Raw genomic sequence first — 16,304 nt, 5'->3', positions numbered from 1 at the left:
TTCTATTAAATCGGCAATATGGCCAGCACCCGTGTGCCGCCACGCTCTACTTGTTCTATTGAACATTCTCCACCTAATTCCGCTGCCCTCTCTCGTAGCGAGTGGAGTCCGATCCCCCCCTTACCCGGAAGCCTTAGTGTGTAAGAAGGGTCAAGACCCGTGCCGTTATCCGTCACTTCTATTACCAATTGATTTAATGACGACACGTGAAGTTTGACTGTACACTCGGTTGCTTGGCTGTGCTTAATCACGTTGACCAGCGATTCTGTGACAATACGGTAAGCAGCTACTTCCACCGCCGCCGGTAGATCCGGAAGCAGCGGTGGCTCATGCAGATGGATGTGAATAGGTACGATTCCCTGCTCATCCGCGAGCAGCCTGGCCGGCTTATTCAGTTCGCTGATTCTCTCTTCGATCGCACTGATCAATCCGAGTTCATCCAGAGATGGCGGACGCAAATCATGAACGAGTGTCCGGATCTCATCCACCGTCGCACGTATAACCTTCCTGAGGTCCCCCAGCATCTCAATAGCAATATCGGGCTTCTTCACGACATATTTCTCGGCCGTAGCCACATTGAGCGCCAGAGCCGCAAGACGAGGAGCTAGATCATCATGCAAATTTTTGCGAATTTGCCGGCGTTCCTCCTCTCTCGCCAGGACCAGCTTTTCCCGGGATTCCTGCAAATCTTTGGCCAGCAGCTTCATACTAATGTCATATTCACATTTTCGACGATGGGTCCCGATTGATGCAGAAGCACATCCAGGAACTTATTGTCCTCAGATGAGAAGGCTTCTCCGGGAGAACGGCTGGATAAGTACAGCGTACCAAGCCTTTCATCACGGTAGATGATGGGAAAGGACAGCACCTCATGAACGGGCTCTCCAGACGAAGCGACGAAAGCATCCTGTCCCCCCACTCCTATTGCAATGCCTGTATAAGGCAACCGCAGCGATTCCTTAATGCTAGAAGCGAGAGCTTCCAGCATCGCCTCCGGAGCCATCGGCTGAACAAGCTGACTTCCCAGTTCCAGCAAAACCGCATAAGGATCGTCGTGGCGGCCTTTCAGCATCCGGTTAACGAGCCGCTGCAGCTTTTCCTTCAGTGGAGCAAATGCGACCGCCACTATGGCCGTCGACGCTAAGGAGATCATGAGATTATTTTTTGTCTCAAATAAGCGGCTCAAGTAAAAAACCGAAAAGATATAGATCGCTGCCACACAAAGAGTCAAAGCGCTATATACCAGCGTTCTCTTGACAAGCGGATCGATATCCCACAACCGGTGCCTCAGCACAGCCATAGTAAACGTGAACGGAATTGCAAGTAAACATAAATTAATAATCGCATTGAGATACACATAAGTTATGGCGCTTCCGTCATTCAGGCGGGGGTCGAATAATATGCTCATCCCGACAAACCCGATCATGCCAACGGCGAGCCCGTACACAACCCATTTGGTTTGCTGGCGCTGCGACGGCGAGGACACTTTCAGAAACCGGAATAATTGTGAATAAATAAGTATTAGCGTCAAGCCTATATACCACAAAGCTAAAAGGTAAGCGGAACCACTAAATACGTTCCATATAATCCCATGATTAAAAAAACTGCTGACATTAACGATCACTATCAAGATAAAGACCCCGACTGTCCATCTCGGCACAAACGAACCGTTAGGAAAGAGCAAAAACAACAGCGATAATCCAATCCAGCCGAGAGTAGCTGCAAATGCAAACCACCACTCTTGAGCAGCATTCCCCTGAAAAGCGACGGAGGTTAAAGAAGGAAAGGAGGTGCCGAACGTAACCATCGCCAAGGCGGCTAGTATGGCCATCGGTTCGCGAAATCCTTTCCAAAAAATGAGCAGTGCAGCCGCATAATAAGCAAACGTAAAAATAACATCGATACACACGAAAATGACTGCATAGGTCTCCAGTGACAGGTGAATCGTCCCCCCATTATCAAGGGGCATTGCCGGCACCCAGTTGCCGCAACCGTTTACAATACAAGATGAAACAAGTTTATGGTAGTATATGGGAATCCCTGTCGAATATAACACTGCCGTAATCAGCGAGAACAAGGCTGCCAGAAGCTGGAGGCAGACAAGGAACCCCTTTTGGGGGAGCCGGGCTGCGGGTTCTGCTGTTCGATCGGCAATCCGATCTTGCAATTGTTGCATGAATCCCCCTCCGATTTTAAATATACCTCTATTATAGCGAGCTTGCCGCGGCCTGAATACGGAGAAACCGTAACTTCCCGGCTGGCTTCCCGGATTTCCCAAAAATGTCCCTGTCTCGATTCCCCGAATATTGTGAGAACCCTGCTCTGTTTTCCATGATCCTCCATTAACTATAATCAAGTTCGTTAACGTAACGATAATTGATTGGGAGGTTGTAAAAAAAATGAGTGAAACAAGAGTGATTCGATGGTTGGGTATGATTTGTTTGCTGGCAGGTATTAGCCGTATGGGGATGACGCCAAGCTCCCTCATCTGGGGGACGGATAGCTCACCCGAGCTGACCTTTGGGTTCATCGCAAGTATTCTAATGTCCGTCGGCACGATTGCAACATTTATGGTCCAATCGAGGGAAACTGGGGTAGGTGAATTTATTACAGTTCTTGCTATCATTATCGGTAATATCGTTACAACCTGCGTGCTGTGGTCTACGATTGAATCCGCCGATCCGTCAATGAATCCGGATGGTGTGGCTTTCGCCATTTTGCACATGTTATTATTTATTGGTTTGACTGGAGGAACGCTGGTATTTACATTTCTATCCTACCGAGCGAACGTATTTCCCCGCTGGATCATCGCTTTGTTGGTCATGATGCTTTTATCCATGGCGCTGCCGACCGAAGACAACAAATATTTTGCATTCTTCTGGGGATTAGCTTATGCTGGCATGGGCTACACCATCTGGACTGGTAAATTAAATCCATCGAAGGAAACTTAAAAACAGTAAACAGAAAAAGAGCCATGAGTCCAGCGTTTTGCAGACGGAATATCATTTTACTGACTAATTTAGTTGTGTCGTCGGACATCATCCGATTGTTCGGCGACACGCGATTATTCGACATACTCATATAACGTCACACTTTCAATGGAATTCAAAAATCTCCTCAACTCATTCGCAATGTCTCTGTTGATTTCCGCGGCTTCAAACATTCTCCTGATTTCCGAACGTTCAATATCCATCATCTTTAACCGAACTCTTCTTTTTGAGCTTGCTTCTTCTTATGAAACGGTGCAGTCGGTTTCCTTAATCGATCGATTATTCTTTTATATTCTAATGTCACCGCATGAACCAAATCCTTGTCCCCTCGCTCTTTGGAATAATATTCCAAGGCGAAAAGCGCTGATTGCAGCGCCTTGATTTGAACATCCAGAACTGCGCGTAGCTTGGCGATTCGATCATCCCGGTCTTTTGAGTAATAAATTCTAGATCGTTTCCACCCTCTGATCAATTTTCCAATCAGGAAGGCGATTCCCGACGAGACATTGCTCGCGAGCGCTTCTTCACGACTGTCTAATGATTTTTCGAACGATTCGAATACCTCTTTTTCCATTGCTCCCTTTTTCATTTCGTCTTGGATATACTTTCTTTCGGCCCGTAAGGCAAGCAGCCGAATTTCGTTCAGCCGTTGCTGGTATAGATTCGAAGGTTCGAGGGCCATTTTTTGAAACATGCTTTTATACTCATCAATTAATTCAAAAACTTCGTTTTCATTTTCTTCATTCATTTCGAGCCGCAGCTTCTTAATCGTTGACAGCAGCAATTTTCGCTTGGCTTCATCTACGTCCATTCTTTTCCTTGTCTCCCCTTCCTCCGATTCTTCTTTACTAATGAGTGGCAGGAATACAGATGCTGCGAGTAAGGTAAATAGAATCACCGCTGCCGCCAAGAAAAGGATCAAGGAACGCTCCGGAAACGGCTCTCCACACTTGCCACCAGGAAAGGGATGGAGAGCACGCCAGCCATAGTCACCGCGCCACGGACTCCTGTAAAGCTGACTATCAAGGTTGTTTTCAGGCTCGGCTTGGCTGCGGACTTGGATTTATCGAAGCGATATTCGTAAGAAGCGAAGAAGTATGACCAAATAAAACGAATGCCGATAATCGCAACCCCGAAAGCTATTGCGTATCCTATGGCTAACGCGTTACCTATATCCGGATTAGCCACCGTCTCGTTAATGGAGGAAGGGATATTCATTCCTAGCAGGAGGAACACGACTCCGTTTAATACATAGGATACGACGGACCAAATATTTTCGGTAAGTACCTGCTCTTCGGGGATCATGGTTTCCGTACGCTCTTGCACTAATGCCTGAACAATACCGGCTACGACAACGGCAATGACGCCCGAAGCATGCAGCAGATGCTCCGTCATGTAATAAATAACGAACGGCGTAATGACCTGCAGCAGTGAATGAAACGTAACGTCATTAATTCCCTGCTTCCGCAAAACGAACCGTATCCCTGTGATCAGCAGTCCAAGTACTAACCCAAGGATTGCCCCAGCTAGAAACATAAAAGTAAAATCGAAAACCGCCTCTTTCAGCGAGAAGTATCCTGTCACCACGGCTGCTACCGCGTAATTAAACGCAACCAAACCCGACGCATCGTTGATGAGCGATTCCCCTCTTACCAAATGCAGCACCTTATCGGGAATCCGAATCCGCTTGGCAATCCATCCCGTTCACCGCTACCGGATCGGTCGGCGATAGGATAGCAGACAATGCGAAGGCTGCGGCCAAAGGAATCGAAGGGATGAGCCAGTGAATAAAATATCCCCCGGCAATCGTCGTTAATAGAACGAGGATGATGGCATTCCCAAAGATTGGGGCTCTCATGTTCCACAGCTCTTCGCGAGGGAAATGTTTTCCGTCATTGTACAGAAGCGGGGCGACAAACAGCAGCAAAAACCACTCTGTTTCGATGTCCAAGGAAATATCTTTAAATGCCAGTGCAATGCCGATCCCGAAAAAAATTTGAATCAATGGACTCGGAATGGAAGGAATGTAGTGGCTGACAATATTAGATACTAATAAACAAACCAACAATAAAATTACAGTTATCAATAAGTCCATTTGAGTCCCCCTTTACCTAAAATTTCAAGCTTAGTTTTCACGGGGGCGAACGGATATATACTTGTGCAGGATCATAAAAGAAAAAGCACCTCATTTAGTAGAAGTGCTTTTCTTGATAGCTTTATTTCTGCTTCGCCGCGGCTGGATTCCGGTCGCCGATCGTTACGGTAACATCCTGCTTCTGGCCGCCGCGCATAATAGTGAACGCCATTTTGTCGCCGACCTTGGCTTCTTGAACGACTTTGGTTAAGGCATCGGATGTAGCGACTGCCTTGCCGTTTGCCGCTACGATCACATCATAGGAGCGAATACCTGCCGCAAACGCCGGACTGCCTACCTGCACATCAGCTACCAGCGCGCCATCCGTATTTTTGAGCTGGAGATCGTTCAGCATATCATCAGTTACATCCTGCAGACTGACTCCGATGTAAGGAGACGCTTCTTTCGGAATCGCGACATTATTTTTCAAATCGTTCAGAACCGAGCTGATCGTGCTGCTCGGAATCGCGAAGCCGATCCCTTGAGCTTGCGAGCTGACTGCGGTATTGATTCCGATCACTTCGCCGTTCATGCCCAGCAGCGGACCGCCCGAGTTGCCCGGATTAATCGCGGCATCGGTTTGAATCAGGTGTTTGTAGTTACGTGTGCCGTTCTCGTCTGCGATGCTGATCGGCCGATCCTTTGCGCTGAGAAGGCCTGACGTTACCGTGTAGTCGAAATCGTACGGATTGCCGATCGCCACAACCCAATCGCCTACATTTGTATTATCGGAGTTGCCGATGGGTAACGTAGGAAGTGCGGTGCTATTCTCGATCTTGAGCACAGCCAGGTCGAGATCGTAGCTGCTGCCTAGCAGCTTGGCTTTGAACGGCTTGTCATAACCCTGCACGGTCACATCGATTTCGTCGGCTCCGTCAATCACATGCTCATTGGTCAAAATATAGCCGGACGATTCGAATATAAACCCTGAGCCGATGCCCTGAGGCTGCAGCGTATCGCTGCCGCTCTGGGATTGCTGGCCGCTTTGGCCGCCCCCTTGACCGCCGAAGAACTGGTCGAAGAACGAGTTGGAGCCTCTCGTTTGCCGCTTAGCCGGTTGGACCAGCGTCTCGATCTTCACGACGGCCGGACTCGCCTTCTTGGCGATCGTCGAGATTGAATTCGGGTTCGACGCATCGTATGAGGCCTTAGTGGCCCCGCTGCTTCCTGCCGCCGAACCTGCTGCGGAAACGGATGTGGCCAAAGGCTGCGAGCGGCCGGTGAACAAATTCATTTTGTCCGAGGCGAACATGAGCCCGGAGACGACAAGCGCTCCGGCCATAAATGCTGCGAAGGCGCTTTTGCCGGAAAAACCGCGGCCGCCGCCGTTACCGGAAGTCGAATAGCTTTCGATCAGCCGGGGATGCGTCACCTTAATGTTGCCCGACTCCTCTTTCCCTTGTTTCATATCGTTATCATTTTGGTTCTCATATTGATGATCTTTGTTGTTTTCCATAAATAGACACCCTCCGTTTCGATTAATGAATATGGCTTAGCTGCTTGTTTTCTTGCTTACAAGCTCTATATTGAACCTACAATATTAAAAGCAACTTAAAGCTTTATGAAGCCTAGGCAAAAGATTTGAAGTAAGATTTTCCAGTCCGGTTGCAGGCAATAAAAAACCTTCAATCGCCGTTGAAATGGCGTTGAAGGCGTGAAAATGAGATCATGTTCTTGTCAAAAACGGGAATGGGATTAAGTTCTTGTCATCCGGCAATAATTGAATGACAAGAACTTAAAAAGGATTCGCATTTCTGCGAACCCCTGACTGAATGAGCTTATAATACGGTTCAGCGTGCTATCTGTAACGGCAAGTTTTCGTTTAGACCAAGCGTCTGCGCTGTTGAAGTATGAATTTCTTGGATAAGCGCTGGGTCTTTCAATAGTGATACGCCATAAGAAGGAATCATTTCTTTTAATTGCGGTTCCCACGCTTTTATATGTTGCGGGAAGCATTTTTTGATTACCTCCAGCATGACGTGAACGGCGGTAGAAGCACCCGGAGAAGCGCCGAGCAATGCGGCTATCGAGCCATCAGCCGCACTAACAACTTCTGTACCAAATTGAAGCGTTCCTTTGCCAGCAGCAGTATCTTTGATAACTTGCACACGTTGACCCGCTACCACGATGTCCCAATCCTCGCTTTTGGCGCTTGGGATAAACTCCCGTAACTCTTCCATGCGCTGTTCTTTCGATAACATAACTTGCTCGATTAGGTATTTTGTCAATGACATATTTTTTGCGCCTGCCGCGAGCATCGTTACGAGATTATCCGTTTTTACGGAAGTGATCAAATCAAACATGGAACCGGATTTTAAAAACTTTGGCGAGAAGCCTGCAAACGGTCCAAAGAGCAACGATTTTTTATTATCGATATATCTTGTGTCAAGATGCGGAACAGACATTGGAGGAGCGCCAACCTTAGCTTTGCCGTATACTTTTGCATTATGCTGCTCTACAATATCCGGATTATTACACACCATAAATAGTCCGCTTACCGGAAATCCTCCGATATGTTTTCCTTCAGGAATACCGGATTTTTGCAGTAAATGCAGGCTTCCTCCCCCGCCTCCGATAAAGACGAATTTTGTAGTATGGTGTTCGACTTGACCGCTATCGATATTCCGCACTTTCAATTCCCATGAACCGTCGCTAGTACGTTTAATATCATCAACACTATGCTTGAATTTTATATCGACGTTTTTACTCTTTAAATGGTCAAACAGCATGCGCGTTAAAGCGCCAAAATTGACATCCGTTCCAGAGTCGATTCTTGTTGCCGCTATAGGTTCATTCGATGTCCGTTCTTTCATAATAAGTGGAATCCATTCCATCAATTTTGCCGGGTCATCGGAAAATTCCATCCCTTGAAACAGGGGATTGTTAGACAGCGCTTCAAACCGTTTCTTTAAAAACGTTACATTTCGTTCCCCTTGTACTAAACTCATATGAGGCAATGGCATGATAAAGTCATGCGGATTACGTATCAGATTGTTGTTTACAAGATAAGACCAAAACTGCATTGAAACTTGAAATTGTTCATTAATTTTTATTGCTTTGCTAATATCTATGGATCCGTCCGGTTGTTCGACGGTGTAGTTAAGCTCGCATAGTGCCGCATGCCCCGTTCCCGCATTATTCCATTCGTTAGAGCTTTCTTCTCCTGTGTTTGCGAGCTTCTCAAACACTGTAATTTCCCAGTCCGGTACTAATTCTTTCAGCATTGATCCCAAAGTCGCACTCATGATTCCAGCACCAATTAAAATAACGTCTGTACTAGTTTGTCTGTTGCTCATTTTTACCATCCTTATACCCTAAGATTTGCAGAAAGGATGTAGGCGCTCCCGCTTAGGCGCTACAGCAAGCCAGGGTGCGACCTAGTCATACACCTTTTCTGGATCAATTAAAACCCTATAGATTAAAATATTTATTAATACATACTATTATATGATAGTTATAAGCTATTCGACAAGAAGTGCTGCGAAGAGTCTTACCGGATAATTCTGATAGTCTGCAATTCTTCTTCCACTATAGCTATTTTCGACCGGTTGTACCTAAGCTTGGTATCAGATTTAACTCGTCGAATGAGCTCTGCGAAAACCATGTCCATTGCCCACCGCTTCAGCCTATACGCTCTTGTCTGTAAGTACATAAGCTGTTATTAACATCCCATCGGTTCCTCTTATACGAGCCAATGAAGGAGTGGATATCCGATGAACGATCCTTATGTGGGGATCTTGGTAAGCAAACAGGAATATGATCTGATTTCACAAGGTACTCCGCAAGCGAATGAACTGCAATGGTATTTGGAAGCCGGCAAGCAGTACGGTGTGAAGCCTTGCTTTTTTTGTTTGGACGACATCGAGCCAAATCAGATGAATGCCTACATTCAGGAAGACAACCGGTATGTATTAAAACAGATCCCTGCCCCGCGCGTTATCCATAATCGGGCCGTACAAAGCTCACCGGACGACGATGAGAAGATAGACGATTGGTGCAAAGACGGAAGGATTGTCTTTAACAGATTGAATCGATATGAAAGCCAATTTGTCTATGAGCTGCTCAGGGAGGATTTGAGCCTTCAACCACATTTGCCTGAACAAGTTCGCGCCACGGCGGCAAACCTTCGCCTGATGATGAAGGTTCATGACAAGCTTATTTTGATACCGGACGGAGAAAATGTAGGCAACTCTGAAGAAATGAGCTTAACCCGCATATCCGGTAATGTATGGAAATGGACCTATACCGTCAAAACCGGAAACAAGCACATTAAGAACAACTGGCAATTCAAAAAATCAAACCTGCCCTCTGTTCTGCTTTATTGGCTGAGCCAAGATTGCTTCATAGCTAAACAGAAGGTCCCGCTTCCTAAATACCGCGGGTTTCCGTGGGAACTACGTGTCTGCGTCCAGCGCTGCGTTACGGGAAACTGGTTGGTTAGCGGAACAACATACCGGTTCACCGGCTCATCTTCCAGTAAACCTTCCGTGTCCAATCTTGATACCCTGCTGCAGTTACAAATTCCGAATCTTCCCCCACAAGAAATACAGGCGGCAATTGAGGACTTCTCGCTTCGCGTGGCAGGGCAGCTGACCGGATATCTCCCGCATCAAGCGGAACTTATACTTCGCTTGGGGCTTTCACCTGATGGCAAACCTTTTTGGCTGGAATGCCATTCGATGGATCCGAGAGTCCTCTTCCGCCAAGCCGGAATGAAAGAGAATTGGAAAGCAACGTGCGCCCACCCGATGGGATACGCCAAATATTTAATAGAACAACGTCGGTCCAGTCTATTGGAAAAAATAAAAAGCCGCCGTCCCTCTTAAGAGACGGCCTGCTCCCGGTAATTGCATCCACGTGTACCGGTCTCACTGCCGCCTGCGGCGCCTCTTCCTGGTTCTGATCCAGTTGGGTAAATTTGTGTCTTACAACGACAATGTAGGAACCTTTGTGCGTGTTACCACGACACAAAGGTTCCTACATAAAAAAATTGAACCTGATTTCTCAAACTTTTCATACCAATCAATGTAGGAACATTTGCATCGTTGCACATCTTCCAATAAGAAAAACTCTTTATCGGAGTCCTTCAAAGCAGCCAGACCGTTTTTAGAGGTAGTTTTTCTTGGTATAGAAAGTTGCAGTCCGCTTTAGCGAACTTAAACTTTCTATAGCGTTAAAAAAACCACGCTGCGCAAGGTTTACTAAAGTAAATATAGCTTCATAATATTTACAAGTCAAGTTGCCAACTCCGCATCCCCGATTCAACTCGCCTGTTGTATTCGAAGAGAGATCGCAAAGCTTAGAATGACGAAAATCAGTTGAAGAAATAACGCCAACAGGATCCCCGTCAATAACCCCCATTGCAGCGTCTCGCTAACGGCAATGAAAGCACCGCCGATTCCTATGCTTAAGCCTGGACTGAATGCGTCGGTAAACTGGATACTTGCGGATATCTCCCCTTCTTCACCGGCATTCGCATTCTGCAATGCTTTTCATCAAGCTTTGCCTGGAGCCAAGCTGCTGAAGACCAACTTAATGCGCCTGCAGCTACAATCAATCCCGCAAGATCAGCAGGCAGTTTTTTTACTTCTGTCAGTGCCAGGACAACGTAACTCTCCGTGGCAAAGTAACAGGCGACAAATAAACCTCTTGAAACAATTGTCGCAGGCAAACCTTTCCTTGCGGTAAAAGTGCCCTCCGGCAGCAGCTTTCGCAAAGGCTGAATCATGATGATCACTCCTAAAGCCGAAAGCGCTATTCCTTTCAAATCTGTTATAAGGCCTAATCCGACCAGCAGCACACCTGTTCCTATAGCCAGCAATATCGCATATCCTTCTTTATGACCGATTTTTTGGGTTGATCTCTCTCTTAACGATAAATTCCGAAAAGCAGGGAGAGTCAACATTACAGCGAGGCCAATCAAAGGAAGCACCAACCAAAAAACAATTCTCCAGGATAGGAATTCAGCTAAAAAGCCGGCGATATAAGGGCCAACCAAAGCAGGCAAAACATAAGCACTTGAAAACGTAGCAAGTATTTTCGTCCTCAGCTCATCAGGATAACCTAAAGTAATGCTGTAATATACGCAAGTAATGATGGCTCCTGCGCCAAACCCTTGAAACACTCTCCCTGCGATCAGCATAACCATGTTCACGGAAGTGGCCGCAATAACAATGCCGATTACGAAAAAAAGAATCGATACAACAAACGATGCAAACACGCCATTTTTGTTGATCCGCTGACCTATAATCATGGTTCCGATGATTTGCGCCAAAAGAAAAGCGCTGAATATCCAGCCGTATAAATGAAGGCTATGCAATTGTTGCACTACACTCGGAGCAATCGTGGTAATAGCCAGGCCTTCGAACGCCACGGTGGTCACGGCAAGAATGATCCCGATTGTCAGAGCTCTATATTGGGCGTCAAAAATCCCGACACCTTTTTTTGATACTTCCATATCGCATTCTCCTCATTATAATTGCCATGTCATTACTTGACACAGCAAGTATTTGATCTGTTATTATATTTTGAATTCAAAAAAATCGTATTGACAATTGTCTTGATTATAATGGTCTTAGCAACTATGTATCCTGTCCATTTAGTTCCTTTTTCATTATGAATCTGATTTTTCCATTTCATCAATTCTTATTTAATATACCTAAATATTCACGCCATGGTCTAACGTCCGCCCTGTATCTCACCGCCATTACCCGAACGATTTGAGCAATGTGCGTTAAATCATGAACAACCCACGTAGAAAGCAATTCCCTTAACTTCACTACACCGAATGCAGGGTGTGAACCCGTCAATTCAAGATGTAATTCAGGATCAATAAGGTCCTTAAGTATGATTATATTTAGTGTTCTAATCTTTTTAAATTCAAGTAACTTTTGTTCAATCGATCTTTCAGACTTTTCATTTAAGTGAGAAAAACGATCAAATGAGGGAAAGGGTTTACTTTCGCCTTCCTTCAGAATAAATTCTAATCGTGGTATCCAATTATTTTTCTCGCCCTCAATGAGGTGCTCAATCACTTCAGTGACATTCCAGGTTTCTTCGCCTTCAGTGCATTGCAACCATCCATCGGATAAACCGGATAAAAATTCTCCAATGTTTGCGGTGTACGCTCCAGAACCTCAACAGCTTCTTTTATATTAAAATTCATATAACTGCTCCTCTCGCCGATTATACAGAGGTACGTTTCCAACAATCATCTTCAATACGGTTCACCTTCGTCGTTATAAATCCTTTACATTATTATACATTACAGCAAGAATCCTTCTAAAGGTCTCAACCTCCTCTTCGGATAAATCCTTGATGGTGTTCTTATACGCTTCGATGGATGGAGCAAGAATCTCATTTTTAATTTCACGGCCTTTAGGAGTCAAGTATACGCGCAAAGACCTTCGATCCGTTTCATGGGTCACACGATAAATAAATCCCTTCTTCTCCAGCTTGAACAACATTCGAGCAATGTTCGTCTGATCCTTGTGCAGCCTTTCAGCAAGCTCTTTTTGGGTGATCCCTTCTTTTTCCCACAGGATGACTAGTATTTCCCACTGATCTACTGTAATATCAAACGGATTAACCACTTTTTGATAGTAATTATTCAGCTTAAGAGCCGCACGCTGTACAACAACACCGATATATTTTTCTAATTCCAAGGTTGTTCTCCTATATAATAGACATGATTATAGTTGCTGCGACAATTATAATTTCAATCTTTTCTAATGTCAACGCTTAAAAAACAGCAATTTCTGCGGATGTTTATCGGACTATATTCTTGACACTCGACACTCGACGACAAAAGCATGTTCTGTTAAAACTTCATAACTTAAATTATAAATATAAAAATGCCGGGTTCCTGGCCCGGCATTTGATTTATCTGCTCCAGCTGATAGGATCCGAAATCGGGTAACTGTTGCTTCACGACTTGGCATACATGCTCATTATTCGCTGATTCATAGGTTATTTCCTCGACTTAAAAATCCTTTTCAACCCGCCGAGAAAACTTTCTTGGTTTTTTATTGGTTTTTTATTGGTTTAGTTTCCCAGTTATCATAATCTCCATTATATTCTTTTGCCGCATTTACTAAATAATCGGTTACATCGCTGACATAGTGTCATTTCGGTTCCAATTCTCGTATTCCAGGCCAATGAAGCCAAATATCCGTCATCGGGGCTCTCCAATCTTTTTCGTGGTCGATATGAGACACTCGGAAGAAAACGGCGTACCTTGGAAATGGCGATACATTAGGCGCAACTCCGTGGGCCAGTTGGTAATGAACAAGAAATACATCCCCGGGCTCCCCTGTCGTTTGGATCGGAGCAGACAGAGGAATCGGCGGCATGCCGTTTAACAGGGAATCAGGACCATGCTCACGAAAATATTGCTCATACCTGTGATGAGTTCCGGGCCATACGGTAAAATTACCCTCATTCGTTCCTCGAACCGGACTAAGCAGCACACCTACTAGGAGCGTAAAGTTATTAATCTTTCCTTCCGGAACGCCATTGGTTTTCGTATGCATCCCGTCCAAATGCGGCCTGGGATCATTCGGCGGATCTTGTAAGCTCGGGAACCGAAGTGCTATTTGCCCGCTTCGGACAGGTTTAGCTAAGCCAGACCCGATCAAAGACTCCACTAAATCTTTGACTGCCGTCTTGTTGTACAGATCCGAAACGGGCGCCTCCCCCTGCAGCTCCGGACAATAAGACCGGGCCCGAAAAATCGGGATGTCGCTGACATTAATCCCTTCCCCAATGGAATGGTTAATATGTCTGAGCGCACGGTCAACCATGATTTTTGGAATGACCCCCGTAACTTTCACGTATCCTTCTTCCAACAGGCTCCGTTTCTGCTGATAGGTAAGCTCCATTAGTCATACCCTCCTGCGATCATTTTTCCCGATATACCGAACAGCTGTACCCGATGGAGCGCAGCTGCGGGGATACTCGGACAATCTCTTCTTCCACTCTCATCGGATTGTATGCGCGAAACTGCGCTTCTAAACCATGATGCCGGAATTTCACTTTGCTTTGAGCTCATTCGGGTGACCAATATAATCCACGCATTTTTCACCGTACTTCCCTCAGATACGTTTAGTTGTCCGGTAACGATCAAGAGCCGCTGGCGTTGTTAAAGCTTTTGCGAATAAATAAAGCTGCTATCGATCTCATGGCCATGACCGTCGTAAGCCGCCCCGAAGAAAGCCTTGCCTCCGCAATAGACGGGTATGTCACCGCACCGATCCGTGAGCTCGGCCGCCAAATGCAGCAAAGCGAGCGGTTCCACGGCGTCCAACTTGACATAGGCCAGATCCGCCTCGGCGAGAAAAACGGATTTGCGGAATCGGCGCTCTATGATTGCGTCCCCGACAGCACATGCCGCATCCAAATAAGCTTGGTGCTTGGCAGCGGCGTACAGCTCGAGCAGCGCGAAAACGCCGATCGGATCGTTGCATTCGCCGGGATGAAGCGATGGCTGTGCGCCGGGACGCTCGCCAATGTCCCCGAGGCCGCTGCCGGCCGCCATGCTGCGGGCCCAACCCCACAGCCGCTCTTCACTTGACAGCCGGTAGCCTTTAAGGTAGGCCCACAATTGCAGCAAGTCGGATTTGACTGCTTTCAACGTATCGCCTTGCTTGCCATAATAGCCGCTTTTCTCCATCACAAGGCCTGTTAGCCGTGTACCATCCGTAAGCATCGGATGAAAAGAAGCCGTATCTGCGTCATAAGCGTGCTTCCCGTAAGCAAGCAGATCCTCTACGGCCCACTGCCCGAATTCCGCTCCCTTCGAGTCTAACACTTCCGCCAACGTTAAGCGGCACAATGCTACCTCTCCGGTGATCGTATGGATTTGGCGTGCGACCGACAGTGTCGCTTCCATGACCCGATGATCTTTCAGCTGTACGGCAAACTGATCGATTGCGCGGTCTCCTCTCACGCCGGGCAGCACGGATATGCTGAACTGGTATCCGCCCATCCCCGTTTCACTATGTCGCGTTTCGACGTATCTGCGAGCGAGCCTTTTGGCCCAATGCAGAGCCGCTTCTTCCCCCGTGCTTCGGTAATACTGGGCCGCCGCATAGATCAGATCGCTTCCCGCATTGATGAACGTCAAGCCTTCGCCGGTAAAAAACACTTCGCCTCCTGCGTACGACCGGTCCCATACCCGATCATCGTCTTCGCGTTCCCGAGGCTTTCCGTGACGACTGAATTCCAAGTTGCTCCAATCCCGCACATGACTGTCCCACAGCCCTTCGATGTAACGTGCCGTTTCCTGAGCATCCAGCTCGAACATCAACTCGTAAAAGGGATAGTGGCATTTCAGCTCGTGCTGCGGACCTTTGTCCGAGGCATAGACAGGCTGTTTCGAAGAGAGATCGAACGATAAATGCCCTCCCCAATAAATAAGCTTACCGTAACGCAAGCATTCCAGCCCGTATTTTACGGCCTCGGCGGCTGCCTGCTTATATCGGGTTTCGCCCGTCAGCTTAGAAAGACCGGTTAAGGTTCGAAACAGATTCTGCTGATTGGCCAGGTTGGATAGAATCCAGCGCTCCCCTCCAGATCGCCAGCTAACGGGTTCATACGTATCCACGTGAAAACCGTCGACAAACAAAGGAGTTGAAGCGCTTCCATAAATGTCCTTCCCATGCCGGAGTACGTGGTCAGCGTATTGTTGAACCGTGCGAAGATACGATCCCGCTTTCACTTCTCTTTGATTTTTCATTCCGGACACCGCCTTATGTATTAGAATAGAATGCTTCATCTGCTTTCATTGTAGTTATAGTGGATGCAAACCGCAATGATCCTCACTTCACTTCATCTTTGAACTGGTCACCGTGGTAACGATCGTTCCGCCGGTTATCTTCTGCTCTGGAATTCCAGTTGCCCCGCAGATCGTAGGTGTAGGTGATAACATTGCCGGTATGCAAGGTTTCTGTTTCCAGTTTGCTTCTCGCCGTATACGTATAGCCGTAGGATGAAACTTTCCCGGTGGAGTCCATCACAAGGATGGATACTACTTGGCCGTCTGCATTGTAGCCGTACTCGTATTACATTACTTGTACTTTTTGCAGAGGAACCTATGCTCCCGTACCGAATGCAGCAGCTAATATAAGCAAGATATAAGCTTTATTGAATAAATTAGTTAAAAGTCTAGGGCAATTCAAAAG

At 46.6% G+C, this 16,304-nt stretch carries 12 protein-coding genes and 2 pseudogenes; 2 read left to right on the top strand and 12 right to left on the bottom strand.

Translation table 11 applies throughout. The features are described from left to right. Nucleotides 1-5: 5 nt before the first annotated feature. Together O9H85_RS23295 and O9H85_RS23290 are read right to left on the bottom strand one after the other, a co-directional pair. Nucleotides 6-707: a sensor histidine kinase gene (locus tag O9H85_RS23295; RefSeq protein ID WP_269883810.1), complete on the bottom strand. Its 702-nt coding sequence runs from the start codon at nucleotides 705-707 to the stop codon at nucleotides 6-8. Beyond that, nucleotides 704-2,176, bottom strand: coding sequence for a GAF domain-containing protein (locus O9H85_RS23290; protein WP_269883809.1), 1,473 nt, complete (start codon nucleotides 2,174-2,176; stop codon nucleotides 704-706). The genes O9H85_RS23295 and O9H85_RS23290 overlap by 4 nt, the downstream gene beginning before the upstream one ends. Before the next feature lie 223 nt (nucleotides 2,177-2,399). Between O9H85_RS23290 and O9H85_RS23285 the strand changes: the two genes are divergently transcribed. Next, entirely contained in the window at nucleotides 2,400-2,951 is a 552-nt protein-coding gene (locus O9H85_RS23285) for a hypothetical protein (RefSeq protein WP_269883808.1), read from the top strand. Nucleotides 2,952-3,198: 247 nt separating this feature from the next. On the opposite strand, the gene O9H85_RS37520 is transcribed toward O9H85_RS23285, so the two are convergent. The 5 genes from O9H85_RS37520 to O9H85_RS23270 form a co-directional block, all read right to left on the bottom strand. Further along, nucleotides 3,199-3,912 (bottom strand): cation:proton antiporter, encoded by a 714-nt coding sequence (locus O9H85_RS37520; protein WP_333474248.1) that lies wholly within the window; start codon nucleotides 3,910-3,912, stop codon nucleotides 3,199-3,201. Continuing rightward, the gene (locus tag O9H85_RS37515) at nucleotides 3,909-4,655 is read right to left on the bottom strand and encodes a cation:proton antiporter domain-containing protein (protein WP_333474247.1); all 747 of its coding nucleotides are present in this window, start codon (nucleotides 4,653-4,655) and stop codon (nucleotides 3,909-3,911) included. Before O9H85_RS37515 ends, O9H85_RS37520 begins: the two co-directional genes overlap by 4 nt. A 1-nt stretch (nucleotide 4,656) precedes the next feature. After that, nucleotides 4,657-5,085 (bottom strand): cation:proton antiporter domain-containing protein, encoded by a 429-nt coding sequence (locus O9H85_RS37510; protein ID WP_333474246.1) that lies wholly within the window; start codon nucleotides 5,083-5,085, stop codon nucleotides 4,657-4,659. A gap of 121 nt (nucleotides 5,086-5,206) precedes the next feature. Next, a complete protein-coding gene (locus O9H85_RS23275; protein ID WP_269883807.1) occupies nucleotides 5,207-6,580 on the bottom strand; it encodes a S1C family serine protease in 1,374 nt (457 codons plus the stop codon). Nucleotides 6,581-6,914: 334 nt separating this feature from the next. Continuing rightward, entirely contained in the window at nucleotides 6,915-8,420 is a 1,506-nt protein-coding gene (locus O9H85_RS23270) for a malate:quinone oxidoreductase (RefSeq protein WP_269883806.1), read from the bottom strand. A gap of 417 nt (nucleotides 8,421-8,837) precedes the next feature. Between O9H85_RS23270 and O9H85_RS23265 the strand changes: the two genes are divergently transcribed. After that, a complete protein-coding gene (locus O9H85_RS23265; protein ID WP_269883805.1) occupies nucleotides 8,838-9,950 on the top strand; it encodes a YheC/YheD family protein in 1,113 nt (370 codons plus the stop codon). Between the two features lie 435 nt (nucleotides 9,951-10,385). Here the strand turns inward: O9H85_RS23265 and O9H85_RS23260 are convergent. From O9H85_RS23260 to O9H85_RS23240, 5 genes and pseudogenes are all read right to left on the bottom strand, one after another. Further along, a pseudogene (locus O9H85_RS23260) lies at nucleotides 10,386-11,581 on the bottom strand (MFS transporter). A 181-nt stretch (nucleotides 11,582-11,762) separates the two neighbouring features. After that, a pseudogene (locus O9H85_RS23255) lies at nucleotides 11,763-12,289 on the bottom strand (DinB family protein). 73 nt (nucleotides 12,290-12,362) lie between these two features. Next, a complete protein-coding gene (locus tag O9H85_RS23250; RefSeq protein ID WP_269883804.1) occupies nucleotides 12,363-12,788 on the bottom strand; it encodes a MarR family winged helix-turn-helix transcriptional regulator in 426 nt (141 codons plus the stop codon). A gap of 459 nt (nucleotides 12,789-13,247) precedes the next feature. Then, nucleotides 13,248-14,003 (bottom strand): phytanoyl-CoA dioxygenase family protein, encoded by a 756-nt coding sequence (locus O9H85_RS23245; RefSeq protein WP_269883803.1) that lies wholly within the window; start codon nucleotides 14,001-14,003, stop codon nucleotides 13,248-13,250. A 260-nt stretch (nucleotides 14,004-14,263) separates the two neighbouring features. Next, entirely contained in the window at nucleotides 14,264-15,859 is a 1,596-nt protein-coding gene (locus tag O9H85_RS23240) for a hypothetical protein (RefSeq protein WP_269883802.1), read from the bottom strand. Nucleotides 15,860-16,304 lie beyond the last annotated feature (445 nt).

Origin of the sequence: Paenibacillus gyeongsangnamensis, assembly GCF_027533625.1 — a bacterium.
Lineage (GTDB): Bacteria > Bacillota > Bacilli > Paenibacillales > NBRC-103111 > Paenibacillus_G > Paenibacillus_G gyeongsangnamensis.
This window is presented reverse-complemented; position numbering and strand designations above follow the sequence as displayed.